This window comes from Ensifer sp. R1-3, assembly GCF_056739175.1.
On record NZ_CP096515.1, the window covers coordinates 1,615,719 to 1,640,680 of the forward strand.

The 24,962-nt window shown below is 62.5% G+C and carries 24 protein-coding genes; 12 read left to right on the top strand and 12 right to left on the bottom strand.

Annotated elements, in window-relative coordinates:
- Nucleotides 1-29 precede the first annotated feature (29 nt).
- The 6 genes from lptF to rsmA all read left to right on the top strand — a co-directional run bounded on the left by lptF (nucleotide 30) and on the right by rsmA (nucleotide 7,630).
- Complete coding sequence (lptF, locus tag M1D43_RS07810) at nucleotides 30-1,202, top strand: LPS export ABC transporter permease LptF (RefSeq protein WP_003531650.1); 1,173 nt, start codon at nucleotides 30-32, stop codon at nucleotides 1,200-1,202.
- Nucleotides 1,199-2,281 (top strand): LPS export ABC transporter permease LptG, encoded by a 1,083-nt coding sequence (gene lptG, locus M1D43_RS07815; protein WP_003531651.1) that lies wholly within the window; start codon nucleotides 1,199-1,201, stop codon nucleotides 2,279-2,281. The genes lptF and lptG overlap by 4 nt, the downstream gene beginning before the upstream one ends.
- Nucleotides 2,281-4,626 carry an LPS-assembly protein LptD gene (locus M1D43_RS07820; protein WP_013844261.1) on the top strand — a complete coding sequence of 782 codons (2,346 nt, stop codon included), beginning with the start codon at nucleotides 2,281-2,283 and terminating at the stop codon, nucleotides 4,624-4,626. The genes lptG and M1D43_RS07820 overlap by 1 nt, the downstream gene beginning before the upstream one ends.
- A gap of 191 nt (nucleotides 4,627-4,817) precedes the next feature.
- On the top strand, nucleotides 4,818-5,768 hold the full coding sequence (locus M1D43_RS07825) for a SurA N-terminal domain-containing protein (RefSeq protein ID WP_003531653.1): 951 nt from the start codon (nucleotides 4,818-4,820) through the stop codon (nucleotides 5,766-5,768).
- Nucleotides 5,769-5,777: 9 nt separating this feature from the next.
- Nucleotides 5,778-6,806 carry a 4-hydroxythreonine-4-phosphate dehydrogenase PdxA gene (pdxA, locus tag M1D43_RS07830; protein ID WP_003531654.1) on the top strand — a complete coding sequence of 343 codons (1,029 nt, stop codon included), beginning with the start codon at nucleotides 5,778-5,780 and terminating at the stop codon, nucleotides 6,804-6,806.
- Nucleotides 6,806-7,630 carry a 16S rRNA (adenine(1518)-N(6)/adenine(1519)-N(6))-dimethyltransferase RsmA gene (rsmA, locus tag M1D43_RS07835; RefSeq protein ID WP_027990384.1) on the top strand — a complete coding sequence of 275 codons (825 nt, stop codon included), beginning with the start codon at nucleotides 6,806-6,808 and terminating at the stop codon, nucleotides 7,628-7,630. Before pdxA ends, rsmA begins: the two co-directional genes overlap by 1 nt.
- 221 nt (nucleotides 7,631-7,851) lie before the next feature.
- On the opposite strand, the gene M1D43_RS07840 is transcribed toward rsmA, so the two are convergent.
- The 8 genes from M1D43_RS07840 to fabD form a co-directional block, all read right to left on the bottom strand.
- Nucleotides 7,852-7,980, bottom strand: coding sequence for a hypothetical protein (locus M1D43_RS07840; RefSeq protein ID WP_003531656.1), 129 nt, complete (start codon nucleotides 7,978-7,980; stop codon nucleotides 7,852-7,854).
- Between the two features lie 62 nt (nucleotides 7,981-8,042).
- Nucleotides 8,043-8,702, bottom strand: a complete 660-nt coding sequence (gene gmk, locus M1D43_RS07845; RefSeq protein ID WP_003531657.1) for a guanylate kinase — start codon at nucleotides 8,700-8,702, stop codon at nucleotides 8,043-8,045.
- 3 nt (nucleotides 8,703-8,705) lie between these two features.
- Nucleotides 8,706-9,593 (bottom strand): YicC/YloC family endoribonuclease, encoded by an 888-nt coding sequence (locus M1D43_RS07850; protein ID WP_153313838.1) that lies wholly within the window; start codon nucleotides 9,591-9,593, stop codon nucleotides 8,706-8,708.
- 246 nt (nucleotides 9,594-9,839) lie between these two features.
- Nucleotides 9,840-11,039 (bottom strand): endolytic transglycosylase MltG, encoded by a 1,200-nt coding sequence (mltG, locus tag M1D43_RS07855; protein WP_127514913.1) that lies wholly within the window; start codon nucleotides 11,037-11,039, stop codon nucleotides 9,840-9,842.
- Nucleotides 11,040-11,362: 323 nt separating this feature from the next.
- Complete coding sequence (gene fabF, locus M1D43_RS07860) at nucleotides 11,363-12,628, bottom strand: beta-ketoacyl-ACP synthase II (protein ID WP_003531662.1); 1,266 nt, start codon at nucleotides 12,626-12,628, stop codon at nucleotides 11,363-11,365.
- A 305-nt stretch (nucleotides 12,629-12,933) separates the two neighbouring features.
- Nucleotides 12,934-13,170, bottom strand: a complete 237-nt coding sequence (locus tag M1D43_RS07865) for an acyl carrier protein (protein WP_003531676.1) — start codon at nucleotides 13,168-13,170, stop codon at nucleotides 12,934-12,936.
- A 336-nt stretch (nucleotides 13,171-13,506) separates the two neighbouring features.
- Complete coding sequence (gene fabG / locus M1D43_RS07870) at nucleotides 13,507-14,244, bottom strand: 3-oxoacyl-[acyl-carrier-protein] reductase (protein WP_127514915.1); 738 nt, start codon at nucleotides 14,242-14,244, stop codon at nucleotides 13,507-13,509.
- A 24-nt stretch (nucleotides 14,245-14,268) separates the two neighbouring features.
- Nucleotides 14,269-15,213, bottom strand: coding sequence for an ACP S-malonyltransferase (gene fabD / locus M1D43_RS07875; protein ID WP_153313840.1), 945 nt, complete (start codon nucleotides 15,211-15,213; stop codon nucleotides 14,269-14,271).
- A 334-nt stretch (nucleotides 15,214-15,547) separates the two neighbouring features.
- On the opposite strand from fabD, the gene M1D43_RS07880 reads away from it, so the two are divergent.
- On the top strand, nucleotides 15,548-16,591 hold the full coding sequence (locus tag M1D43_RS07880) for an aldo/keto reductase (RefSeq protein ID WP_010969067.1): 1,044 nt from the start codon (nucleotides 15,548-15,550) through the stop codon (nucleotides 16,589-16,591).
- Between the two features lie 26 nt (nucleotides 16,592-16,617).
- Here the strand turns inward: M1D43_RS07880 and M1D43_RS07885 are convergent, their stop codons facing one another.
- On the bottom strand, nucleotides 16,618-16,950 hold the full coding sequence (locus tag M1D43_RS07885; protein ID WP_010969066.1) for a four-helix bundle copper-binding protein: 333 nt from the start codon (nucleotides 16,948-16,950) through the stop codon (nucleotides 16,618-16,620).
- Nucleotides 16,951-17,293: 343 nt separating this feature from the next.
- On the opposite strand from M1D43_RS07885, the gene rpsF reads away from it, so the two are divergent.
- The 4 genes from rpsF to rplI all read left to right on the top strand — a co-directional run bounded on the left by rpsF (nucleotide 17,294) and on the right by rplI (nucleotide 19,775).
- Nucleotides 17,294-17,743 (top strand): 30S ribosomal protein S6, encoded by a 450-nt coding sequence (gene rpsF / locus M1D43_RS07890; RefSeq protein WP_003531690.1) that lies wholly within the window; start codon nucleotides 17,294-17,296, stop codon nucleotides 17,741-17,743.
- 26 nt (nucleotides 17,744-17,769) lie between these two features.
- A complete protein-coding gene (gene rpsR, locus M1D43_RS07895; protein ID WP_003531693.1) occupies nucleotides 17,770-18,018 on the top strand; it encodes a 30S ribosomal protein S18 in 249 nt (82 codons plus the stop codon).
- Between the two features lie 193 nt (nucleotides 18,019-18,211).
- Nucleotides 18,212-19,165 (top strand): YybS family protein, encoded by a 954-nt coding sequence (locus M1D43_RS07900; protein WP_010969065.1) that lies wholly within the window; start codon nucleotides 18,212-18,214, stop codon nucleotides 19,163-19,165.
- Nucleotides 19,166-19,199: 34 nt separating this feature from the next.
- Complete coding sequence (gene rplI, locus M1D43_RS07905) at nucleotides 19,200-19,775, top strand: 50S ribosomal protein L9 (protein WP_003531697.1); 576 nt, start codon at nucleotides 19,200-19,202, stop codon at nucleotides 19,773-19,775.
- A 159-nt stretch (nucleotides 19,776-19,934) separates the two neighbouring features.
- On the opposite strand, the gene M1D43_RS07910 is transcribed toward rplI, so the two are convergent.
- Genes M1D43_RS07910 through M1D43_RS07920 form a run of 3 tightly spaced genes read right to left on the bottom strand, consistent with a single transcriptional unit; the run spans nucleotide 19,935 to nucleotide 23,064 of the window.
- Entirely contained in the window at nucleotides 19,935-21,002 is a 1,068-nt protein-coding gene (locus M1D43_RS07910) for an HlyD family secretion protein (RefSeq protein WP_153313842.1), read from the bottom strand.
- Between the two features lie 17 nt (nucleotides 21,003-21,019).
- On the bottom strand, nucleotides 21,020-22,615 hold the full coding sequence (locus M1D43_RS07915) for an MFS transporter (protein WP_153313843.1): 1,596 nt from the start codon (nucleotides 22,613-22,615) through the stop codon (nucleotides 21,020-21,022).
- Nucleotides 22,612-23,064: a MarR family winged helix-turn-helix transcriptional regulator gene (locus M1D43_RS07920; RefSeq protein ID WP_027990376.1), complete on the bottom strand. Its 453-nt coding sequence runs from the start codon at nucleotides 23,062-23,064 to the stop codon at nucleotides 22,612-22,614. Before M1D43_RS07920 ends, M1D43_RS07915 begins: the two co-directional genes overlap by 4 nt.
- 321 nt (nucleotides 23,065-23,385) lie before the next feature.
- Between M1D43_RS07920 and M1D43_RS07925 the strand changes: the two genes are divergently transcribed.
- A complete protein-coding gene (locus tag M1D43_RS07925; RefSeq protein ID WP_003531702.1) occupies nucleotides 23,386-24,885 on the top strand; it encodes a replicative DNA helicase in 1,500 nt (499 codons plus the stop codon).
- The last annotated feature ends 77 nt before the right edge of the window (nucleotides 24,886-24,962 follow it).

Below are 24,962 nucleotides of genomic sequence, written 5' to 3' on the forward strand. Positions count from 1 at the left end.
TTGAGCAGGACCTTGGACCGGATACGGCTATGAAGCTCATCGAACGCTACATATTCCGGCGCGCCACGATCATGTTCCTGGCGACGCTCCTGCCGTTGATGGGCATCGTGTGGACCACGCAGGCGCTCACCAATGTGAACCTCGTTACCGACAGCGGTCAGTCGATCATCGCCTTCCTGAAGCTCGCGACGCTGATTCTGCCGTCGGTCGTGCCGATCATTCTGCCCTTTGCCCTCGTGATCGGCGTGACGCAGACGCTGAGCGCGATGAACACCGATTCGGAGCTTACGGTGCTCAGTGCCGCCGGCAGTTCGCGCATGTCCATCATCCGGCCGGTGATGTTCCTCGCGGCAGGACTGAGCGTCCTCTCCTTCGCCATCGACAATTTCGTCGAGCCTTATTCGCGCGTTGCCGTACGCAAGATGATCGCGACGGCCCATGCGGACCTGCTCGCCTCCGTCGTCCAGGAGAACGCATTCCGCAAGATTACCGACGGGCTTTACGTGCAGGTCGGCGCCCGCCGAAGCGGCGGCGTACTGCAAGGCATCTTCGTCGCCGATGCGCGTGATCCGAATTTCGAGCTCGTCTATTATGCGCGCGAGGGGGCCGTCGACGAGGAACGCTCCGCGCTGGTGATGAAGGATGGGGAGGTCCACCGCAAACTGCCGGACGGCGACGTTTCCATCATCAAGTTCGACTCCTATGCCTTCGATCTGACGGACCTGACCAGGATGGCGGGGGAGGCCAACATCCGCGCCAAGGATCGCGATCTCTTCTATCTGCTTGATCCCGATCCCGACGACGAGGCCTACAAGCGAGCTCCGCTCGCCTTTACGGCGGAGCTGCACCGGCGCTTCACCGAATGGACTTTTCCGTTGCTCTTCGGCCTCATTGCACTTGTGGTCAGCAGCGATGCCCGGTCGCACCGCGAAGCACGGGTGCACCCGATGGTCAGCGCCCTTGGAGCGGCTCTGGTCATCCGGTGGATGACGTTCTACGCGGCCAACAGCGCCGAAGATTCGGTATGGTTCGTGCCGCTCATGTATCTGGTCCCGCTGGTGACGGGAGCGCTTGCCATACAGCAGCTTGCCAGCAACCGGCGCCTCGACATCCCCATGACCTGGCAGGAAAAGCTCACGGACCTCATGGTCAGGCTTCGGCTCGTGCGGCCGGCGGGTGCCGACGGGGAGCAGCCCTCATGATTTTCAACACGCTCGGACGCTATTTCTTCAAGCGCTATGCACGCACTACGTTTTGGTTCCTCGTCGGAATTTTCGCGCTGATCTTCATCATCGACTTCAGCGAACTGACCAGCCGCATGTCGAACCTGCCACATTACACGGTGTCGGGCGCGCTGCTGATGACCACGTTCCGCATTCCGACGATCCTGCAGCAAACGGTTCCCTTCGTTGCGCTCTTCGCGGCGATGGCAGCATTGATCTCCCTTAACCGGCGCTATGAACTCGTCGTAACCCGGGCGGCGGGCATTTCCGTCTGGCAATTCCTGCGTCCGTTCGTCGTCGGCGCCCTGCTCTTCGGCGTGCTTGCCGTGGTCGTGATCAACCCGCTTGCCGCCTGGGGAACCAAAAAGGCGGAAGCGCTCGAAGCGGAGTGGGGCTCCACCCGGTCGGCTGCCGCGAACTCGATTCCCTGGCTCCGGCAGATCTACGACGGCACCGACACGATCATCGGCGCACGCTCCGTCCAGAACGGCGGCACCGAGCTGATCAACGTGACCGTTATCCACTTCGATCCACAGGGCGCAATCACGCTCCGGCAGGATGCGAAGTCGGCGAAACTCGAAGATGGTTACTGGCTTCTTAACGGCGTCGTCGAGACGGAAGTCGGGCGCCTGCCGCGTCGTATGGAAACGGCACAGCTTCGCACCAATCTGAAGCCGGATTTCGTCCAGGAACGTCTGGCAAAGGCTGATTCCATTCAGTTTTTCGACCTTCCGCGGAAAATCGAAGTGGCGCGGTCCTTCGGCTTTTCCACCAACGGCCTGGAAACGCAATTTCACTCTCTCATGTCGCTGCCGCTGCTCCTCGTCGCGATGACGCTGATCGCCGCCTGCGTCTCGTTAAAATTTAGCCGGTTCAATCAATCTCGGTCGGTGATTCTCGGTGGAATCCTGTCGGGCTTCGTGCTTTATGTCGTCACCGTGCTTGTCAAAGCATTCGGGAGCAGCGGCATTGTGCCTCCGTTCGTTGCAGCCTGGCTGCCGGTCGTTGTAGCAATGGCGCTGGGCTCGACGATTCTACTGCATCAGGAGGATGGCTAGTGGCGGCAGGCAACCGCAAACGCATGAAGCTTACCAACGCTGCCCTGCTTGCAGGCGTGGCGCTGCATATGCTTGCCATCGGAATGAATGCGCCAGCCAAGGCGCAGGATGCAGCGGCGCGAATCGACGATCTGCAGCCGAATATCCCTGCCGACGCCAAGCTGCTGCTGACCGCCAATGAGCTTGTCTACAATCGCGACACGGAAAAGGTGACCGTGCGCGGCAATGTCCAGATCGAATACGGCGGCTACAAGATGGTCGCCCGGCAGGTGGATTACGACCAGAAATCCGGTCGTATCCTCGCGACCGGCGACATCCAGCTCATCGAGCCGGGCGGCAACATCGTCTATGCCGACAGGATGGACGTCACCGACGACTTCGGCAACGGCTTCGTCCAGGCCCTCAGGATCGAAACGACCGATCTGACGCGCCTGGCGGCGGAGACCGGCGAAAGGCGCAATGGCGAGGAATTCATCCTCAACAAGGCCGTCTACACCGCATGCACTCCGTGCAACACCAAGCCGGAACATCGCTCTCTGTGGCACATCAAGGCCCAGCGCATCATTCAGAACGGACGCACCCGTACCATTCGGCTCGAGCACGCCTATTTCGAACTCTTCGGCAAGCCGATCGCCTACATTCCGGTGATGGAAATCCCGGACCATACGGTCAAGCGCAAGAGCGGTTTCCTTTTCCCGCAGTTCCGCTACACGCAAAAGCTCGGCGCCGGCGTGGGAGTACCCTATTACTGGGCGATCTCGCCCCATATGGACGCGACGATCACCGGCACCGGACTGACCCGCCAGGGCTTCCTCCTCGAGGGTGAGTTCCGGCAGCAGTTCCACAACGGCCTGCATACGCTGAACGTCGCCGGCATCAGCCAGTTGGACAGGGAGCAGTTCACGCCGGGAACCGTCGACGCGCTGGAAACCAATCGCGGCATGATCGCCTCGCGGGGCAAATTCGAGATCAACCCCCGCTGGAGTTTCGGCTGGAACGTCCTCGTCCAGTCGGACAACAACTTCGCCAAGACCTACGATCTGTCGACCTTCGACGGCACGACCTATGTGAACCAGGCCTATCTGACCGGCCTCGGCAAACGCAATTATTTCGACCTGCGGGCCTTCTATTTCGACATTCAGGATGCCGACCCGGACAGCATCGACGAAAACAAGCAGCCGGTCGCGCAAGTCCTCGACTATTCCTACACTGCACCGGAGCCGATCCTGGGCGGCGAACTCAACGCCGATTTCAACCTGACCAACATCAAGCGCAACCGCCTAGACAGGGTGAATGTGCTGGGGGTCGAGCGCTTCCGTGGGCTCGAGGGTACCTCGCACAGGCTCACCGGCGAGCTCGAATGGAAGCGGACATTCATTGCCCCCGGCGGACTTGTGCTGACACCGCTGCTCGCGGCACGGGGCGATGCCCTCGGCATGAATGTGGATGACCCGGTCGGTTATACCGGCAACTTCACCAGCAGCGATGCCGAGACGCGCAGAATGTTGACCGCCGGACTCGAGGCGCGTTACCCGATCCTCTTCGCTGGAGAGACGAGCACCCACGTTCTCGAACCGATCGGCCAGCTATATGCGCGCCCGGACGAGCAATATGCGGGCGGACTGCCGAACGAAGACGCGCAGAGTTTCGTCTTCGATGCGACCAACCTCTTCGATCGCGACAAATTCTCCGGTTACGACCGCATCGAGGGCGGTACACGCGCGAATATCGGTCTGCGGTATACCGGAAGCTTCGACAGCGGCTACGGCCTGCGCGCCATTGCCGGCCAGTCGTTTCAGCTTGGCGGCCTGAACTCCTTCGCGACGGACGATCTCGTCAAAGCCGGGGCGGATTCGGGCCTCGAAACCGACAGTTCCGACTATGTCGCCATGCTGGGTATCGACGCCCCGTCCGGTCTGATGGCGAGCCTCTCCGGACGGCTGGACGAAAGCGACTTCTCGCTGCGCCGGGCCGATGCCACGGTCGGCTATCTCGGGCTGAACTGGCAGGCCGCTCTCACCTATACGCGGATCGAAGCGCAGCCGACCTATGGCTCGCCGTTCGATCAGGACGAAATCCAGACCGCTGCCGCCTACCGGTTCCACGAATATTGGTCGGTATTCGGCGCGGTAACCTACGACATCGACGCGGGCGTCGTCTCCCGCAACGGCCTCGGCATCACCTATGACGACCAGGACACGCTGTTCTCGATCGTCTACAAGCAGGAGCGGGATACCGACAGTTCGCTTGCGAACGACTGGTCGATCGGCGCCCGCATCAGCTTCCGCACGCTCGGTGACGTCTATGTCGGCGACACGAAATTTGACGAGCTGGACTACTTCTAAAGTGGCCCTGACCCGCCCTTACCGCATCGATCATGCGGTCTTGTCATTGTTTGGCCGCATGTATTATGCATTTGCCTCACATTGACACCTACGGCGCCGCGCGTCTTGCGGGACGCGCAGAGCTCGCCGTAGCGAAGTCGGCAGTGTGGCAACTGAAGCCGCCGGCAACGGGAGGCAGAACGAGCAGGGGAATGATGATGGGCGGGAAAAACGCGATCGTGAGGTTGCTTTCGGCGGTTGCACTGGCGGGTGCGCTGAGTGTCGCAGCGGGTACGGTTACCACGGCAATGGCGGCGAGCACGGTCGAGGTGGTCGTCAACAGCACCGTGATCACCTCCGGCGACGTCGCCAAGCGGGTCGCCTTCCTGAAGCTTCAGCGGCAAAGCGGCGGCGCCGCCGAAGCCAAGCAGCAGCTCGTCGACGAGGTACTGAAGCGCGCCGAGATCGCGCGCGTTCAGCAGTCCGTCAGCACGGACGAGGTCGATGCCGCCTTTGCGCGTTTCGCCGCCGGTAACAAGCTTTCGCCGGAGCAGCTCGGCAAGATCCTTGACCAGGCCGGCGTCGGGGTCGACCATTTCAAGCAGTATATCGCAGTCCAGATGAGCTGGCCGCGCGTCGTCAACTTCCGCTACGGCAGCGCCAGCCGCCTTTCCGGCGGCGACCTCGTCAAGCGCATGATGCAGGGCGGCGGCAACAAGCCGGTCACGACGGAATATTTCCTGCAGCAGGTCATCTTCGTCATTCCCGAATCGAAGCGCGGCGCCATCACGGCGAAGCGGCAGGCCGAAGCCAATGCCTCGCGCTCGCAGTTTCCAGGCTGCGATACCTCAAAGGCCTTCGCGGCGAACTACCGCGACGTCTCGATCCGCAGCCTCGGCCGAATTCTTGCACAGCAACTGCCCGAAGACTGGAAGCCGCTCGTCGAAAAAGCCGGCGACGGCATGACCACGGGTACGCGGGTTACCGAGAAAGGCGTCGAATATCTGGCAATCTGCAAGAAGCGTCAGGTCAACGACGACGCCGCCGCCGAGATCGTCTTCCGTGCCGAGGACCTCGGCAAGAAGAAGTCCGAGGGGGAAGACCCGAACAGCGCCAAATATCTTGAAGAACTGCGCTCGAAGGCGCAGATCGTCAACAAATAACGAGCCAGCATGAGCGAGACGAGCATCGGGCCGGTCGCCCTGACCATGGGCGATCCGGCCGGGATCGGTCCGGATATCACCCTTTCCGTATGGGCGAAGCGGGCCGATCGGCCGACGCCGCCGTTTCTCTATGTAGGCGATCCGGCGGTGCTTGCCGCCCGCGCCAAGCTCCTGGGCCAGACCGTGCCGATATGCGAGACCGATTGTCCCGGGGCCGTCGCCGCTTTCCGGCAGGCGCTGCCCGTTTGGCCGGTCCGCTCCCCTGCCCCCGTGATTCCCGGTAATCCCGATGCGGCAAATGCTTCCGCCGTGACCGATGCGATCGACACCGCCGTCCGGCTCGTGCTGGCGGGAGAAGCGTCCGCCCTCGCCACCAATCCGATTGCCAAGGCAGTGCTCTACGAGGCGGGGTTCCGCTTTCCGGGCCACACCGAATATCTCGCGGACCTCGCTGCGCGCGCAACGGGGGTTGCCGCCCTGCCGGTGATGATGCTGGCAGGACCGAAGCTGCGCGCGGTTCCGGTCACGATCCATATCCCGCTCAAGGACGTTCCAGCCGCGCTGACGCCAGATCTGATCTACGAGACCTGCACGATCACCGCGGCCGACCTCAGGAGCCGCTTCGGCCTGCCGGCGCCGCGCCTGGCGATTGCCGGTCTCAATCCGCATGCGGGCGAAGGCGGCGCGCTCGGCCGCGAGGACGATGCCGTCATCCGGCCGGTCATCGATCGCCTGCGCGCCGAGGGGCTGGACGTCGTCGGACCCTTGCCGGCGGACACCATGTTCCACGATCGCGCGAGAGAGACCTACGACGTCGCCATCTGCATGTATCACGATCAGGCATTGATACCGGCCAAGGCGCTCGGTTTCGATGACAGCGTCAATGTCACGCTGGGCCTGCCCTTCATCAGAACCTCGCCGGATCACGGGACCGCCTTCAGCCTGGCCGGGAAAGGGATCGCGCGCGAGGAAAGCCTTCTTGCGGCCTTGCGGCTTGCAGCAGAACTTGCCCGCAATGTCGGCGGGACGAAGCGCTGATGGCGGCTCTCGACGGTCTGCCGCCGCTACGCGACGTCATCCAGCGGCACGGTCTCGACGCGAAGAAGGCGCTCGGCCAGAATTTCCTCCTCGATCTCAACCTTACCCAAAAGATCGCGCGCACCGCCGGTCCGCTGGAGGACGTGACAGTGATCGAAGTCGGTCCGGGTCCCGGCGGCCTTACACGGGCGATCCTCGCTCTTGGGGCAAAGAAGGTCGTCGCGATCGAGCGCGATTCGCGCTGCCTGCCGGCACTCGCCGAGATCGGCGCCCACTATCCGGGGCGGCTCGACATCATCGAGGGCGACGCACTGAAGGTGGACTTCGAAGCGCTTGCCGGCGGACCGGTGCGCATCATCGCCAATCTTCCCTACAATGTCGGCACACAGCTTCTCGTCAACTGGCTGCTGCCGGGGCACTGGCCGCCCTTCTGGCAATCGATGACGCTGATGTTCCAGCGCGAGGTCGGCCTCAGGATCGTCGCCGGCGCCGATGACGATCACTATGGCAGGCTCGGCGTCCTCTGCGGCTGGCGGACAAAGGCGCGTCTGGCATTCGACGTGCCGCCTCAGGCCTTCACACCGCCGCCCAAGGTGACATCGACGGTCGTCCATCTCGAGCCTGTCGAGGCTCCAATTCCCTGCCCGCCTGCGGTCCTCGAGAAGGTCACCCAGGCAGCCTTCGGCCAACGGCGCAAGATGCTCCGCCAGAGCCTGAAACCCCTCGGTGGCGAGGCGCTGCTTGCAAAGGCGGGCATCGATCCGCAACGCCGCGCGGAAACGTTGACCGTCGAAGAATTTTGCCGATTGGCCAATTGTCTGTAGAGCCGGACGCTTAACCCACCCTCGCCCTCATCTCTGTGCTTGTCACAGAGATCCAGCAGCGCCGCGTCTGCGGTGCGGAAAAGCCTTTCCAGCCCAAGGACTTGGGCTGGCTGGATTCCTGTGACAGGCACAGGAATGAGGGTAGGAGGAGCGGGCGTTACACCCATGTCTGCTGCGGGAAAGCAAGCCCGGCTTATAGGACGTTTCGAGGGGACCGCGCTCTATTCGGCCTTCAGGAATTCGCCGACTTCGAGCAACACGAATTCATTGTCGTCCGCCTTGTCGAGCGAACGCCCGGCGGAGAAGGTCGCGGCAGCGGGATGAGGGGCCGCACCTCGGCGCACGTCCAAGGCCTCTCCATCCGCCTGCCGGCACCTTCTCCCCGCCAGGGGCGAAGGGATAAGCGGCGCGCTCAGAGAGGATTTTCCGTCAGCAGTCCGTTGACGAATTCGAAGAGGCCGGGGCGCCGGTCGCGGCGAAGGCGCTCGGCTTCGACGATCGCCCTGACGGAGGAGAAGGCCCGGTCGAGATCGTCGTTGACCACGATGTAATCGTATTCGCGCCAGTGCTCGATTTCGGCGCGCGAATTGGCGAGCCGCGTCGCGATGACCTCTTCACTATCCTCGGCGCGCCGGTGGAGCCGCGACTGCAGCTCCGCCATGGACGGCGGCAGGATGAAGATCGATACCACGTCGCCCGCCATTTTTTCCTGCAGCTGCTGGGCGCCCTGCCAATCGATGTCGAAGAGCATGTCCCGCCCTTCGCCCATCGCCTTTTCGACGGCGTCACGCGGCGTGCCGTAGTAATTGCCGTGCACTTCGGCCCATTCCAGCAGCGAGTCCGTTGCCCTCAGCGCCTCGAACTCTCGGATCGACTTGAAAAAATAGTGCCGCCCCTCGATCTCGCTCGGCCGCCGCGAACGCGTCGTCACGCTCACTGAAATGCTCAAGTCCGGATCGGCTTCGAGCAGGTTGCGCGCGATCGTAGACTTCCCCGCACCCGAGGGCGATGAAATGACGAGCATCAGCCCGCGGCGAGCGATCTTGATGGGCGAAACGGTCGCCGGTTTCATATCCTACTCCAGATTCTGAACCTGTTCGCGGAACTGGTCGATCACGACCTTCAATTCGATACCGGCGGCAGACACGGCGGCGGCATTCGATTTCGAACAGATGGTATTCGATTCGCGGTTAAATTCCTGTGCAAGGAAATCGAGCTTGCGTCCGACCGGCCCGCCCTTTGTCAGGAGGTCGCGGGCAGCCGCAATATGCGAGCCCAGCCGGTCGAGTTCCTCCCGAAGATCGGCCTTCGTCGCAAGCAGCGCGACCTCCGCATGCAGCCTTTCGCGGTCGATGCCGGACGCGTTGGCCAGGATGACCGAAACCTGCTGCGCCAGCCTGTCGGCGATCGCCTGCGGGCTGCGGGACGGATCGTTTTCGACTACCGCGGTCAGTTTCTCGATGCGATCCACCTGGGCTAGCAACACCTGCCCGAGCGCCTTGCCCTCTTCTTCCCGCATCGTCCGCAGATCGGCGAGCGCGCCTTCCAGGCCGGCGAGTATCTCCGCGTCGCGTTCCGCGCGCTCGTTCTCGCTCTCCTCCGGCTCGCGGAAGTCGACAATGCCGCGAATGGAAAGCAACGTATCGAGTTTGAGCGGCGCCGGATCGATGACATCGCCCAACCGTTCGCGAAGCTTCAGCACGGCGGCGAGCGCTTCCTCGTTGAGAACTGCCTCCGTCGAAGCTTCAGTACCGCTCAGCGAAAGGCCGACCTGCAAGTTCCCTCGCGAGAAATACTGCGAGGCGAGGCGTCGGCAGTCGGGCTCGATACGTTCCAGGCCCGGCGGCAGGCGAAGCCGCATGTCGAGACCTTTGCCGTTGACCGAACGGAGTTCCCAAGCCCAGCGATAGCGTCCGCTGCTCCCCTCTTTCCTGGCAAAGCCGGTCATCGATTGGAGCGGCATCGTTTCCTCCGTTGGCAGCGATTCGATAAAGCACAACGATCTCTGCACCTCCGAGCGGAGGCACGACATTGTCATTGAGGGAAGCACTATGGCGACAGCGCCGAACTCCGCAAGGAATATCCGCGCGGCGGCGAGTCCGTCCACATGAGGCTGAAGCGCGCCGCATCAATGTATGCGACGCGCCTCAGGTTTTGCTTTCGTGCATGTCGTTATACCAAACCGCTGCGCGGATTTTGGCGACATGTATTATTGCTGGGTCCCGGTCTGCGTGACGGCATCCTGTGCAGCCTCGGTGGCCTTGGCCGCCTCCGCCGCCCTCTCCGCCTCGAGCTTGCGCCAGCGCCGCACATTGGCATTGTGCTCGTCGAGCGTCTCCGCGAAGACATGCCCACCGGTGCCGTCGGCGACGAAGTAGAGCTCGGGCGTGCGCGACGGATTGGCGACGGCTTCGAGCGCTGCCCGGCCCGGATTTGCGATCGGCGTCGGCGGCAGGCCTCTGATGAGATAGGTGTTGTACGGCGTCTGCTTGTCGAGGTCGGACCTCAGGATTGCCCGGTCGGCGGGTTTGCCGTCGCCGCCGAAGATACCGTAGATGATCGTCGGATCCGACTGCAGCCTCATGCCCTTTTCCAGGCGATTGATGAACACGGAAGCGACCCGCGGTCGCTCGTCGGCGCGGCCGGTCTCCTTCTCCACGATCGAGGCAAGAGTTACGAACTCCTCTATGGTCGACACGGGAAGATCCGGATCCCGCTTCTCCCAGATCTGCTGCACCAGCGCCTTCTGGGCAGCGGTCATCTGCTTGACGATCTCGTTACGGTCGGTTCCCCGGGTGAACTTGTAGGTGTCCGGCTTGAGGGAGCCTTCGGGCGGCAGCTCCGCCGGCAGATCGCCGACAAGAACCGGGTCGTCGGCAAGCCTGTGGAACATCTGCTTCACGGTCAAACCCTCCGGCAGCGAAACGGAGTAGAGGATCGACTTGCCGGACTTCAGAAGCTCCATGATCTCCTGCATCGATGCATGCGCCTTGATTTCATACTCGCCGGCCTTGAGCGTGTCATTGCTCAGATAGGCTTCCGAAACGAACCGGAATACGCGGCTGTCGGTAATGATCTCGTTGCGCTCCAGGTTGCTGGCGATTTCGCTGATGCCCGCGCCGCTGCGAACGATGAAATTCTTGTTCGCCTCCAGCGGCCCCGGCTTCTCATATTCGTGCATCGCGTAATAGACGGCCCCGGCGGCCGCGAGCGCCACGAAGACGACCACGGTCATGACGAAGTTGAGAAAGATGACGACCTGGCTGCGGGCCTTGCGCGAACGCTTCGGCGGATGGGGAACTCTTTCGGGACGCAGCGCTTCGTTGGCCGACTTCGGAATGATCGGCCCGTTGCTCCCGGTTTCATTGCGGCCGAATTGCACCGCGCTGTTATCGTTTGAGTCGCTCACGATTGTCCCGATTCCGAAATTCGCAACCTTATCAAACCGCCGCCGGTGCGAATTTCGGATTAGACCGGCGACCAGTGAATGTTACGGCGGCCTCTGCGGCTCCGGTGAAGGAGCGGCTGCCCAGCGATGAATATCCTACAATTACCAGATGTGGCTTGCGCGAACATGCCCCTTGGCGGCGTCCCCGAGTCGTCGCCACTCCAGCGACAGCTTGTAGTGAGCATTGCGGCAAAAAGCGGGATCGCGGGTCGATGCAGATCGGAAGATGTGCCCGAATTCCGCTTACCTTGGCAACCCGTTTCGCAACACGCCCGCCCGAGGCATCAATGGCCGGTGTAACGGCGCAGAATCAACGACGCGTTGGTGCCGCCAAAACCGAACGAGTTCGACAGGGCCACATTGATCTCGCGCTTGCGCGCGACATGCGGCACGAGATCGATCTTCGTCTCGACGGAAGGGTTGTCCAGGTTGAGCGTCGGCGGGGCTATATTGTCGCGAATTGCGAGCGCCGAAAAGATGGCTTCGACCGCGCCGGCTGCGCCGAGCAAATGCCCGATGGCCGACTTCGTCGAGGACATGGAGATCCTCGACGCGCTGTCGCCGACCAGCCGTTCGACCGCGCCGAGTTCGATCGTGTCGGCCATCGTCGATGTTCCGTGAGCGTTGATATAGTCGATGTCCGCAGCCGTGACGCCCGCGCGCTTCAGCGCCATCTGCATGCAGCGGTAAGCGCCTTCGCCGTCTTCGGACGGAGCAGTGATGTGGAAGGCGTCGCCGGATAGGCCGTAACCGATCACCTCTGCGTAGATCTTGGCACCGCGCGCCTTTGCGTGCTCCAGTTCTTCCAGAACGACGATGCCCGCACCCTCGCCCATGACGAAGCCGTCACGATCGGCGTCATAGGGCCGCGAGGCCTTCTCGGGATTGTCGTTGTGCTGTGTCGAGAGCGCCTTGCAGGCGGCGAATCCTGCGAGCGATATCCGACAGATCGGAGATTCCGTACCACCGGCCACCATCACGTCCGCATCCCCGAGCGCGATCAGCCGGCTGGCGTCGCCGATCGCATGCGCGCCGGTCGAGCAGGCCGTCACGACGGAATGGTTGGGACCCCGCAGCTTGTGGCGGATGGAAACCTGACCGGCTGCGAGATTGATCAGCCGGCCGGGAATGAAGAACGGGGAAATACGCCGCGGGCCCTTGTCGCGCAGGGTGTAACCCGCATCGACGATACCTTCCAGCCCGCCGATGCCGGAGCCGATCAGGACGCCGGTCGAAATCTGGTCTTCGTCGCTTTCGGGTTTCCAGCCGGCATCCGCCAGCGCCATGTCGGCAGCGGCCATCGCATAGACGATGAAAGGATCGACCTTGCGCTGTTCCTTGGGCTCCATCCAGTCGTCGGCATTGAACGTGCCGTCGCTGCCATCGCCGAAGGGAATGCGGCAGGCAATCTTGGCGGGAAGGTCCTCGACCTCGAACTCGGTGACCTTGCGGGCCGCGTTGTCGCCGGCCAGAAGACGCGCCCAGCTGACTTCGGTTCCGCAACCCAGAGGAGATACCATGCCGGTACCGGTGATAACGACACGTCTCATACCCGTGACCCACCCTGACTGTTCAATTCAACCGCCGGACCGGACCACGCGACGATCGCGACCCGCGCATGCATTTCAAATCTCATTACAGCGTCGTGAAGACGCGCAAAGGTCGCTGTGACCTTATGGTTCCTTGCATGTTCTTGTCCCTGGACGGACTCCTATCAGGATACATGCAGTAGTGACGACCAGAGGGAAAGGCGGGACGCTTTGCCGATCGCAACCCGCAGTGCATGCGGGCCAGCCCACTGCCCCAGGGCTGAACGGGCCGCGAGTGCGGCCCGCCAATGACTCAAGCCAAAAGGTCAGGCCTGGGCTTTCTCGATGAACTTGACGGCGTCGCCAACGGTGAGGATCGAATCTGCTGCGTCGTCCGGGATTTCGACACCGAATTCTTCTTCGAATGCCATGACCAGTTCGACGGTGTCGAGCGAGTCCGCGCCGAGGTCATCGATGAAGCTTGCGCCTTCGCTGACCTTTTCGGCGTCGACGCCAAGATGATCAATAACAATTTTCTTCACGCGTTCTGCGATATCGCTCATGTCGGAGTTCCTCGACCTTATGTTTCTCTACGGCGCTGTTACCGGCACCGGCACTCTATCACGCCTGATAGACCAAGTTGGTCCAACGGGCAATCCATCCAACCGAAACCGCGGAAACCCAGGGCAGCAAGAGCTGCCGGACACCTGGCCGGAACGGTCGACTGCGCGCAGTCATGGCCCGATTAACACGGTTTATGCCTGCCGCAAAGGGCGAAAATGCCCGTTATTCCCTTGGTCAACATTGAATTTCAGGCATTTGGCACAAACAAACGAAGAGGCTGATCGGAGGTCGCGGTACAGGCCGAAGCCCAAGGAGCCGCACACTCCATCGCCTCGTCAGATCATCGCCATGCCGCCGTTGACGTGGATCGTCTGACCGGTGACATATCCCGCTTCGTTAGAAGCGAGATAGGCCACGGCGGAGGCGACTTCCGCTCCGCTTCCCATCCGCCGCATCGGGATCGCAGACATGATCCCTTCCTTCTGCTTGTCGTTCAGCTTGCCCGTCATCGCGCTTTCGATGAAGCCCGGGGCGACGCAGTTGACCGTGACGTTGCGGGTGGCGATTTCCTGTGCAAGCGACTTGGAGAAGCCGATCATGCCCGCCTTCGAGGCGCAGTAATTCGCCTGCCCCGGATTGCCGGTGACACCGACGACCGAGGTTATGTTGACGATGCGGCCGAAGCGACGGCGCATCATCGGATGCGTGAGCTCGCGCGTCAGCCGGAACACGGCCGTGAGATTGACTTCGATGACGTTGTCCCAGTCCTCGTCGCTCATGCGGACGAAGAGCCCGTCCTTGGTAATGCCGGCATTGTTGACGAGGATATCGACGCCGCCGAGATCGGCTTCCGCCTTCTCTCCGAGCGCCTTGACTTCCGCGCGGTCGGAGAGGTTTGCCGGGAATATCCGAACCCGCTCGCCGAGGGTGTTGGCAAGCGTTTCGAGCTTCTCGACGCGGGTACCATGGAGTCCGACGACGGCGCCCTGGGCATGCAGCATGCGGGCGATTTCCTCGCCGATACCACCGGAAGCGCCGGTAACGAGAGCCTTGCGGCCTGAAAGATCGAACATGGATTTCTCCTTATAGTAGGGCGCTCAGGCCAAGAGGACGGCAAGCGCCGCATCGATATCGGCGGGCGAATTGACGGCGATGCCCGTGACGGTCTTGTCGATCCTCCGGGCAAGTCCCGTCAGGACCTTGCCCGAGCCGATCTCGTAAAGCGTCGTCACTTCATGGGCCGCAAACCACTCGACCGTCTCGCGCCAGCGCACCTGCCCGGTCACCTGCTCGACAAGCAGGCGCGCGATCTCGCCCGCATCGCTTACCGGCGCAGCAAGCACGTTCGCGACGACCGGAACCACGGGATCGCGCTTCTCGACCGTCGCGAGCGCCTTGCGCATGGCCTCGGCGGCCGGCGTCATCAAGGCGGAATGGAAGGGGGCGGACACGGGCAGCATAAGCGCGCGCTTGGCACCCTTTTCCGAAGCGAGGGCCGCGGCCTTCTCCACAGCAGGCTTCTCGCCCGAGATCACCAGCTGGCCGCCGCCGTTGTCGTTGGCGATCTGGCACGAGCCGAGCGATGATGCGTCACGGCAGACCGCTTCCACATCGTCATGCTCCAGACCGATGATCGCCGCCATCGCGCCCTTGCCGACGGGGACGGCCGCCTGCATCGCATTGCCGCGAATGCGCAGAAGACGCGCCGTGTCGGCGAGCGAGAACGTACCGGCGGCACAGAGCGCCGAATACTCCCCGAGCGAGTGGCCCGCGACGAAGGAAACCTTGCTCTTGAGGTCGAGGCCCTTGGCTTCGAGCACGCGGATTACCGCCATGGACACTGCCATCAGCGCCGGTTGCGCATTCGCCGTCAGCGTCAGCGTCTCCTCAGGCCCGTTCCACATGATGTCGGAAAGCTTTTCGCCGAGCGCGTCGTCGACCTCGGCAAAGACAGCCGCGGCCTCCGGAAAGGCTTCGGCCAGATCCTTGCCCATGCCCACGGCCTGGCTGCCCTGGCCGGGGAACGTGAATGCGATGCTCATCAAGAGTGCCCCTTCCCTGGATCGCGGCTGGCTCGGAGCAACCAAATAGCCGTGATCGTTTCAATTGCGCGAGCAGGTGCAGATGAACCGCCCGGACCCTGCTGCCGCCGCGTATTTTCCTCTCCATTCACATTCCTGAACAGCAAGTCAAGCGCGGAAGCCGCGCTTGGCCGGTTGCTTACGGTCTTTTGCCCTTGATCTTCGCCAATCAAGGCTTAAGTTTGCCCCGCTTTGCCGCCGCGTCGTTCCGGAACTTCCCGGGCTGCGGCCAACCGTCATTTCCAAGGCGGAGCGCCTTCCTCCCATGGCGCGAACCCGCTCCACAAGGAACGTCATGCGCTACAACAAACTCGGCCGCACCGGCATCAAGGTTTCGTCCATCTGCCTCGGAACGATGACGTGGGGCTCGCAGAACACGCCGGCCGAAGCCCACGAACAGCTCGATTATGCTTTCGACCGCGGCGTCAACTTCATCGATACCGCCGAACTCTATCCGACCACGCCGCTTTCAGCGGAGACCTACGGCAACACCGAACGCATCATCGGCGATTGGCTGGCCGCGCGCGGCCGACGCGACGACGTGGTGGTTGCAACCAAGGTCGCCGGCTCCGGCCGTGCCTACATCCGCAATGGCGGCCCGGTCACCCCGGAAGGAATTGGCGAGGCGGTCGATGCGAGCCTCGCGCGGCTCAGGACCGACTATATCGACCTTTATCAGCTGCACTGGCCCAATCGCGGTCATTACCACTTCAGAAACGCCTGGTCCTATGACCCCTCCCACCAGAACAAGGAGGAGGTTGCGGCTGATCTCAAGGCCATTCTGGACAAGCTCGGCGAACTCGTCAAAGCGGGCAAAATCCGCGCTGTCGGCCTTTCGAACGATACGGCCTGGGGCGCGATGAAGATGATCGACCTCGCCAACAGATACGGCTTCCCGCGCGTCGCGACGATCCAGAACGAGTACAATCTGCTCTACCGCAGCTACGATCTCGACCTCGCGGAAGTGTCGCACCACGAAGATATCGGCCTGCTCGCCTATTCGCCGCTGGCGGCCGGGCTCTTGAGCGGAAAATATCTGGACGGTGCCAGGCCGGCCGGATCGCGCCTGTCGATCAACGGCGACCTCGGCGGCCGCTACACGCCGCATCAGGAGCCCGCCGTGGCCGCCTATGCCGCACTCGCCCGCGAACACGGTCTTGATCCCGCCCAGATGGCAATCGCCTTCTGTCTCACGCGCCCCTTCATGGCCTCGGCCATCATCGGCGCCACGTCGATCGAGCAGCTGAAGAACGACCTCGGCGCCGCCGACGTCACTCTTTCCCAGGACGTGATGAACGGCATCCGGCGCCTGCATCGGCTCTATCCGGCGCCGATCTGAAACACTCTCGCGCCGGAGCGGCGGCTTCATGCCGCCATCTGGCGGCAGCTCTCGGCACACCGCCTGCAGGCGTCGACGCAATCGCCCATGTCGCCGATGCGCTCGCAATCGTCCGCGCATTCCGCGCAGATCTCGGCGCACTCGCCGCACAGGTGCTTGTGGTGCGGCGTGCCAAGCAGCATGAAATGCGCCGCGTCCCTGCAAATCTCCGCGCAGGCCATCATCAGCCGGAAGTGCGGCGGCTTGGTATGCTCGCCGCCGGCTTCGAGGCAATGAGTCATCGCCGTCGAAAGGCAGACGCGATAACAGGCAAGACAATTCTCGATGCATTCCTGCATCTTCGGATCGAAGGGGGCCATTTTCTTCTCCCGGATGGGTGGAAGCCCACTCAACAGCGCAAGGGCGCTTTTGTTCCGGCTGAGCGCAGCCCGGACACCAATCCGACGAGGCGGCTTGCATTTCGGCAGAAAACCCGTATAAGCGCGCTGTTCGAAACGCCCGGTCTTCTGGCTGGTGGCTGAACGGAGGGCCGGTTTCCATTCGGAAGCCGCGAGGAATGTAAAGGCATTCCGGCCTCCCGTGTCTCCGCTCTCGACCGTCTCGATACAACACTTTCTTGCCGGCTCTCATAGCCTTTAAGAACAGTCGTTGAGGCTTAGCCGCCGAGGTCCGGGCTGATTAACGCAAGAAAGGCAAGCCACAATGGCTCTTTATGAACACGTATTCCTCGCTCGGCAGGACATCACGCCGCAGCAGGTCGACGCTCTCGTCGAGCAGTACAAGGGTGTAATCGAAGCGAACGGCGGCAAGGTCGGTCGGGTCGAAAACTGGGGCCTGAAGTCCCTCACCTACCGCATCAAGAAGAACCGCAAGGCTCACTACGTCCTCATGGACATCGATGCCCCGGCACCGGCCGTGCACGAAGTCGAGCGTCAGATGCGCATCAACGAAGACGTGCTGCGCTACATGACGATCGCCGTCGGCAAGCACGAGGAAGGCCCGTCCGCGATGATGCAGAAGCGCGACCGCGACGATCGCCCGCGCCGCGATGGCGACCGTCCGGACCGTGGTGGGTTTGGCGACCGTGGTCCGCGTCCGGACCGTGGCGACCGCGATGACCGTCCGCGCCGCCCGCGCGAAGACCGCGCTTAACAAAGAAGCTTTAGGAGATAAAGACAATGGCTGAAGTTTCTTCCGCTCCGGTACGCCGTCCGTTCCACCGTCGCCGCAAGACCTGCCCCTTCTCGGGTGCAAACGCTCCGCGGATCGACTACAAGGACGTCCGTCTCCTGCAGCGCTACATTTCCGAGCGCGGCAAGATCGTGCCCTCGCGCATCACGGCCGTTTCCCAGAAGAAGCAGCGCGAACTCGCCCAGGCGATCAAGCGCGCCCGCTTCCTCGGCCTGCTGCCCTACATCGTATCGTAAGGCGGCCGGCGCTCCGTCGATCGGCTGACTCGACGGAAACAAGCTTCGATCGAGGCGCTCTCTCAAGGGTGCCTCGATTCCTCCCTTCCGCGGTGGGCGCGGATCGGAAACGCGCCGGAACGGTGCACAAATCCCATGTTGGGGCAATGGCCGGATGGCCGCCCCTAACTGCCTCTCAAGCAGGACAGCGAACGTGAAGACCTGGAACAGGACATCGCTGCTGACCGGCGTTCTCGCCGGCATTACCGCCGCCCTCTTGTCGATGGGCGCGAATACGCAGTCGTCTCTTGCGATCGTTCTCTACGCCGCCTCCGCGCTGCCGATCCTGATTGCGGGTCTCGGTTGGGGAAACGCCGCCGCCATCGCTGCCATCGTGGTCGCGGGCGGGGCAGCAGTGGCGCTCGTGTCACCCTATTTCGCACTGCTGATCGTCGTCGTGACGCTCGTCCCGGCCGGCTGGCTCAGCCACCTCTCCAATCTTGCGCGCCCGGCTTCCGAACTCGGCGGTCCCGAGGGTTCACTCGCCTGGTATCCGCTCTCAGACATCCTCGTGCATCTTGCCGGACTGGTGACGGTCGGCATGGTCATCGTCGGCTACATTGTCGGGTACGACTCGAGCGTCTCCGACATCATGGTCGACATGGTGATCGAGGCCGTGAAGGCGCAGGAACCGCTCTACAATCCGGATGCCGCGGCGATCGCTCAGCTCAAGTCGATATTCACGCTGGCGCTGCCGCTCGTGCAGGGTGCGATCTGGGTATTGATGCTGTTCGCCGCCTACTACCTCGCGACCCGCATCGTACAGCTATCCGGCAAGGCGCTTCGGCCGCGGGAGGACGTTCCCTCGTCGCTCAGGATGCACCGCAACGCCATCTTCGTTTTTCTCGGCGGCCTGGCCCTCACCTTCTTCGGCGGTGCGCCGGCTGTGATAGGTGCGCTCGTCTGCGGCACCTTCGGCGCCGGCTTCCTGCTCTCGGGCTTCGCCTCCTTCCATTTTCGCACGCGCGGCAAGTCCTGGCGGCTTCCCGTGCTGTGGATCGCATACCTGTCGGTATTCGTCTTCACGATTCCGGCTTTCTTCTTCCTCCTGTCCGGCCTGATCGATACGCGGCGCGCCATCGCACTCACGCCCACGGGAAAAAACTGACCAACGAAACGAACAAAACTGAAAGGAAATCAAAATGGAAGTCATTCTCCTCGAACGCATCGCCAAGCTCGGTCAGATGGGCGAAACCGTAAAGGTTCGCGACGGCTTCGCGCGCAACTACCTGCTGCCGCTCGGCAAGGCGCTCCGCGCCAATGCCGCCAACAAGGCGCGTTTCGAATCCGAGCGCTCGACGCTCGAAGCCCGTAACCTCGAGCGCAAGTCGGAAGCCCAGAAGGTCGCCGATTCGCTTGACGGCAAGTCCTTCATCATCGTCCGTTCCGCTGGCGAAACCGGCCAGCTTTACGGCTCGGTTGCCGCCCGCGACATCGTCGAGACGCTGGCTGCCGAAGGCTTCAACATCAACCGGAACCAGGTCGACCTCAACCAGCCGATCAAGGCTATCGGCCTGCACAAGGTCACGCTGCACCTGCACGGGGAAGTCGACGTGGCGATTGAAATCAACGTTGCCCGTTCGGCCGAAGAAGCCGAGCGCCAGGCCAAGGGCGAAAGCCTGACCTCGGCCGACGCCATCTACGGCGTGGACGAAGACGCGCTGAAGCCGGAAGACTTCTTCAACCCGGAAGCCGAGCTCGAGTCCGAAGAAGAATAAGACCCGAGCGGACCTTAGAGCACTTCCAGGAAGAGTGTGTGACGGGTTTCCGTCCGGAAGTGCGTAGCTTCAAACGCTCTAAAGAAAGAAGCCCGGATCCGACCGGATCCGGGCTTTTTTTGTTTGCCGGCGGAGCTTTGCGGATCCTGGATCTGCTCTCTACTCGGCGGATGCGATTGCCGCCTGCGGTTCGGCCGCCTTGTCGACCCTCACCACGACCGAAAGCCCGGGAGCAAGGCGATCGGCCATCGGCTGTTCGGGGTCGACGGCGATGCGCACGCCGAGACGTTGCGCAACCTTGGTGAAATTGCCGGTGGCGTTATCGGGCCGGATTATGCTGAATTCCGATCCGGCAGCAGGAGAGAAGCGCTCGATGTGGCCGCTCAGCACCTGCCGGTTCAGAGCGTCTACCGAAATGGTGACGGGCTGCCCTACCCTCATTCCGTCAAGCTGCGTCTCCTTGAAGTTGGCAACGATCCAGACGTCGTGCGGCACGACCGACAGCAACTGCGTGCCGGCGGTGACGTATTGTCCGACACGGGCGCCGATCTCGCCGAGCCTGCCGGCACGCGGCGCAACGATCCTGGTGTTGTCGAGGTCGATCTCGGCGAGCTCCACGGCCGCCTCGGCGCCGGCTACCGAACCCTCGAGGCCGGCGCGGGCGCCGAGGGTCGTCGCAAGCGAATGGCGCGAAACCTCGAGATTGGCGATCGCCTGCTTGACCCCCGCGTCCGCCTGCTCGAAGGCCGCCCGGACCTGGTCGGCGTCGCTCCGCGTCGCGACACCTTTGTCGGCGAGCGGACGAATGCGGTCCCAGGTGGCTCTCGCCGTTGCCAGAGCCGCTTTGGCCCCGTCGAGCTGGGCCTCGCTCGCAGCGATTCCGGCCTTTGCCGACAGCTCCTGTTCGAACGAGTTCGCCAGCGCCGACCGTTGTGTCGCGAGTGTCGCTTTTGCCTGCGCAAGCTTCTGGACGTAAATCCGGTCATCGATCCTGACGAGGAGCTGACCAGCCCTCACCTCCTCGTAGTCACGCACCGGCACCTCCGCGACATAGCCGGAAAGTTGCGGGCTGATGGTCGTGACATAGCCGCGGACATAGGCGTTCTCCGTGGTTTCGACGGAGCTCGCGAAGGGCGGCAGACGCCAGGCGTAGAGGACGAGCGAAAGACCGGCGAGGCCGGCAAGAAGAACGATAAGCGTGGTGGGAGAGCGGAAATTTTTCAGCATGATAACGACTTCATTGTTCAAGATGTGGCGGCCGGTACGATGTTGGGATCGTGCCTGGCGAGCCGTTTGACTGCGATTTGGATGAGCAGCACCGCGAGCGCGAAAAGCGCTATGATCGCCGCCAACAGGAAGGCATCGTTGTAGGCGAGGATGTTGGCCTCGCGGGTGATCGTCTGTCCGAGCAGGGCCACGCCCTCCCCGTTCAGCAACGCCCTGTCGCCGATTGCCTTGGCGTAGGCGCCCGACAACTGCCCGATGCGCTGCGCGACCAGAGGATTGCTCAGAACGATCTGCTCGGCCAGAATGTTGGCGTGGAACTTTTCCCGCAGTGTCACGAAGGTTCCGAAGGCGGCCGAGCCCATCAGGCCGCCGATGCTTTGGGTGAAGAGAAAGACGACGATGAAGCTCAGGATGTAGCTGGGGCCTTTCGCGAGTGCCGCCGTGAAACCGCGCGCCATGGCCGGCGGCAGGAAAAGGGCCGTGCCGGCGGCGACCAGCGCCTGGCTCGCATACATCTGCTCCGGACGCGTGAGGCTCGTCGCATGGCTGTCCATATAGGCGCCGGCGGCGAGCATGCCGAGGGCGAGCACGTGGACGGCGTCCGCGTGCCCCGGCTTCATCAGCGCCGCACAGAGCAGACCGCCCCCCAGCGATGCGGCCAGAATGATCCAGTAAAGTGTCGCGAGCTGATCGTACTGCAGCCCGAGCAATTGATAGAAGTTGGTGGCGATCGCCGACTGTTCCGAGGCGACGAGGCGGAAGATCAACAGCACGGCCGCAAAATGCACGATCTCGCGCGAGGCCAACCAGCGTATGTCGATCAAGGGCTGCTCGCGATTGAGCTCGATCAGTACGACGGCCGTGAGGGTCACGACCGACAGGGCGAGCAGCATGCCGAGCCAGGGTGCCTCGAACCACCAATAGAGCCTGCCCATCACGAGGACGACGGCAACGCAGCCGAAGCCGACGGCGAGCAGCAGGTAGCTGAGAATGTCGGCACGCTGAATGACCTTGGCATGAGGCACCGGCGTCAGGGGCAGCAGATAGATGATCGGCAACGCGATCAGCGCGAGCGCCATCTCGAGCGTGTACAGCCCGTGCCATTGTCCGATCTCGATGAGCTCAGGCGAGATCAGCCGCGTGATCGGTGCGGCCAAGGTCGTGCATGTCAGGGCGAGTGCGAGGCCCACCGTCAGCTTTCGCGCCGGTGGAAAGGCTTCCAGCATATAGAGAAAGCCGAGGGTCGACATCGGCGCGGCCGCAATGCCGCTGATGAAGCGGACGACGACCGCCGAATGAAGGTCCGAGACGAAGACGTTCATCAGTGAAGCGATGACGAATCCGACGATGCCGATCTCTGCGAAGCGGCGAAGACCATACTGGGCGCGAATCTTCACGAGAGCGGCCGAAAGGCTGACATTCGGCGCCATATAGGCAGCGGCAAGCCAGGCAGCCTCCACCGACGTGGCCGAAAGCGACCCCTGGACCTGCGCAAGATTGGCCGACGCGAGATTCATACCGAGCCCCTGCGTCAGAAAGAGGAGAGCGGAGCCGCCGATATAGAGAGCCGATTTGCCGATACGCATCGAGCCGGGAGCGGCAACGGCATTCATCGGTCGCCACTCCGACCGATCGACTGGATGTTCGTCGCGATCTTGCAGACGACCTTCAGCGCGACGGCGATTTCCTGCGGCTGCAGCCCGCCCAGAACCTCTTCGCGGATGTCGCTCGCGAGCTTCTGGATCTCATCCGCCATGGAGCGGCCGACATCCGTCATATGGATCTGCTTCGCACGCCGGTCGGAAAGCTCGACCCGGCGCTCGATGAACCCCTGCTTTTCCATGCCGTCGAGAAGCCGAACGATCGTCGGCGTCTCGATATCGAGCTCTTCGGCCAACTCGCGCTGATTGAGACCTTCTTTCCTGGCGAGCGCGAACAGCATCCGCGCACGCGGCAGCGTCAGGCCGCGCTCCTTCACCCGCGCGTCGAACACCGACCGCAGTTTGCGATTGACGGTCGCAAGTGCGTCGAACAGTTCACGATTGTCGTTTGGCTTCGGCATTTAGTATCTTTTCCATATTACTAGCATGCTAACTATCTGGACACTATTTAATCCGGCCATGGGCATTTTTCAAGATGCCGATCGAGGACGCGGGGATGCGAATCAGGTAGTTTTACCCATGGCCGCGGCGTCAACCAGCATCGCGTGAGAATGTAGTTTTTTACAACTTCTCCCTTGTTCCCCTGTGGATCAGTCGAACAACGGGCAAAGGCGACATGCGGGGTTGTATGGCACGCCACTGTTGCGTGCCTGCACTAGACGCGGCGCGCAACAGTCAGCAAACCGGGTGCCTCACGGGATCATAAGCGGAAACGGAAAAAGATGAACGACGCAGCGCGAAAGCTCGCCCCTTTGGCCAAGGATCAGGCGGAACAGCATTATCGCGAGGCGCCGAACAATCTGGAAGCGGAGCAGGCCCTGCTCGGCGCCATTCTCGTCAATAACGACGCCTTCTATCGCGTCTCGGATTTCCTGAAACCCGTACACCTTTATGAGCCGTTGCATCGCAGGATCTTCGAGATCGCCGGCGAAATCATCCGCATGGGCAAGACTGCCAACCCGGTGACGGTCAAGACCTTCCTCAAGGCCGACGAGAAGGTCGGCGACCTGACGGTTGCACAATATCTCGCGCGCCTTGCCGCCGAAGCCGTGTCCATCATCAATGCGGAGGACTACGGCCGCGCGATCTACGACCTGGCGCTCCGCCGATCGCTGATCACCATCGGTGAAGACATGGTGAACATCGCCTATGACGCACCGCTCGACATGCCGCCGCAGAGCCAGATCGAGGACGCCGAACGGCGGCTGTTCGAACTCGCCGAAACAGGGCGCTACGACGGCGGCTTCCAATCGTTCAATGACGCGGTAGCGCTCGCGATCGACATGGCCGGACAGGCGTTCGAGCGGGACGGTCATCTCTCCGGCATTTCCACCGGCATCCATTCCCTTGACGGGAAGATGGGCGGACTCCAGCGATCGGACCTGATCATCCTCGCCGGCCGTCCGGGCATGGGCAAGACCTCGCTCGCGACGAACATCGCCTACAACATCGCCGCCGCCTACGAGCCGGAAGTACAGCCCGACGGCTCCTTCAAGGCCAAGAACGGCGGCGTGGTCGGCTTCTATTCGCTCGAAATGTCGTCCGAACAGCTCGCCACCCGTATCATCTCGGAGCAGACCGAGGTCTCCTCCTCGAAGATCCGCCGCGGTGATATTTCGGAGGCGGATTTCGAGAAGCTCGTCGCCTGCTCCCAGATGATGCAGAAAGTGCCGCTCTATATCGACCAGACCGGCGGTATCTCGATCGCCCAGCTTGCCGCGCGCGCTCGCCGATTGAAGCGGCAGCGCGGCCTCGACGTGCTCGTGGTCGACTACATCCAGCTCATGACCGGTTCGAAGAAGTCCGGCGAAAATCGAGTACAGGAAATCACCGAGATCACCACCGGCCTCAAGGCGCTCGGCAAGGAGCTGAACGTGCCGATCATCGCGCTTTCGCAGCTCTCGCGCGCGGTGGAAAGCCGCGAGGACAAGCGGCCGCAGCTCTCCGACCTGCGTGAATCGGGCTCGATCGAACAGGACGCCGACGTCGTCCTCTTCGTGTTCCGCGAGGAATATTACGTGAAGAACATGGAACCGCGCGACGAATTCGATCCGAAATACGAAGAGTGGAAGATGCAGATGGAGAAGGTGAAGGGCACGGCCGACGTGATCATCGCCAAGCAGCGCCACGGACCGACCGGCACCGTCAAGCTCGCCTTCCAGTCGGAATTCACGCGCTTCTCGGATCTCGCCGATCCGTCGTTCACGCAGTACGAGCATTGACAGGCTGATTGCGGCCCCTCATCCCGCTGCCGCGACAAGGATTGAGACGGCGCCGCGAGTCCCCTTCTCCCCGCCTG

Excerpts from the sequence above, each read along its gene's own strand:
- lptF (WP_003531650.1), top strand. The coding sequence starts at position 30 with ATGAAGCTCATCGAACGCTACATATTCCGGCGCGCCACGATCATGTTC.
- lptG (WP_003531651.1), top strand. The coding sequence starts at position 1,199 with ATGATTTTCAACACGCTCGGACGCTATTTCTTCAAGCGCTATGCACGC.
- M1D43_RS07825 (WP_003531653.1), top strand. The coding sequence starts at position 4,818 with ATGATGATGGGCGGGAAAAACGCGATCGTGAGGTTGCTTTCGGCGGTT.
- pdxA (WP_003531654.1), top strand. The coding sequence starts at position 5,778 with ATGAGCGAGACGAGCATCGGGCCGGTCGCCCTGACCATGGGCGATCCG.
- rsmA (WP_027990384.1), top strand. The coding sequence starts at position 6,806 with ATGGCGGCTCTCGACGGTCTGCCGCCGCTACGCGACGTCATCCAGCGG.
- gmk (WP_003531657.1), bottom strand. The coding sequence starts at position 8,702 with ATGAAACCGGCGACCGTTTCGCCCATCAAGATCGCTCGCCGCGGGCTG.
- M1D43_RS07850 (WP_153313838.1), bottom strand. The coding sequence starts at position 9,593 with ATGCCGCTCCAATCGATGACCGGCTTTGCCAGGAAAGAGGGGAGCAGC.
- fabF (WP_003531662.1), bottom strand. The coding sequence starts at position 12,628 with ATGAGACGTGTCGTTATCACCGGTACCGGCATGGTATCTCCTCTGGGT.
- M1D43_RS07865 (WP_003531676.1), bottom strand. The coding sequence starts at position 13,170 with ATGAGCGATATCGCAGAACGCGTGAAGAAAATTGTTATTGATCATCTT.
- fabG (WP_127514915.1), bottom strand. The coding sequence starts at position 14,244 with ATGTTCGATCTTTCAGGCCGCAAGGCTCTCGTTACCGGCGCTTCCGGT.
- fabD (WP_153313840.1), bottom strand. The coding sequence starts at position 15,213 with ATGAGCATCGCATTCACGTTCCCCGGCCAGGGCAGCCAGGCCGTGGGC.
- M1D43_RS07880 (WP_010969067.1), top strand. The coding sequence starts at position 15,548 with ATGCGCTACAACAAACTCGGCCGCACCGGCATCAAGGTTTCGTCCATC.
- M1D43_RS07885 (WP_010969066.1), bottom strand. The coding sequence starts at position 16,950 with ATGGCCCCCTTCGATCCGAAGATGCAGGAATGCATCGAGAATTGTCTT.
- rpsF (WP_003531690.1), top strand. The coding sequence starts at position 17,294 with ATGGCTCTTTATGAACACGTATTCCTCGCTCGGCAGGACATCACGCCG.
- rpsR (WP_003531693.1), top strand. The coding sequence starts at position 17,770 with ATGGCTGAAGTTTCTTCCGCTCCGGTACGCCGTCCGTTCCACCGTCGC.
- rplI (WP_003531697.1), top strand. The coding sequence starts at position 19,200 with ATGGAAGTCATTCTCCTCGAACGCATCGCCAAGCTCGGTCAGATGGGC.
- M1D43_RS07910 (WP_153313842.1), bottom strand. The coding sequence starts at position 21,002 with ATGCTGAAAAATTTCCGCTCTCCCACCACGCTTATCGTTCTTCTTGCC.
- M1D43_RS07915 (WP_153313843.1), bottom strand. The coding sequence starts at position 22,615 with ATGAATGCCGTTGCCGCTCCCGGCTCGATGCGTATCGGCAAATCGGCT.
- M1D43_RS07920 (WP_027990376.1), bottom strand. The coding sequence starts at position 23,064 with ATGCCGAAGCCAAACGACAATCGTGAACTGTTCGACGCACTTGCGACC.
- M1D43_RS07925 (WP_003531702.1), top strand. The coding sequence starts at position 23,386 with ATGAACGACGCAGCGCGAAAGCTCGCCCCTTTGGCCAAGGATCAGGCG.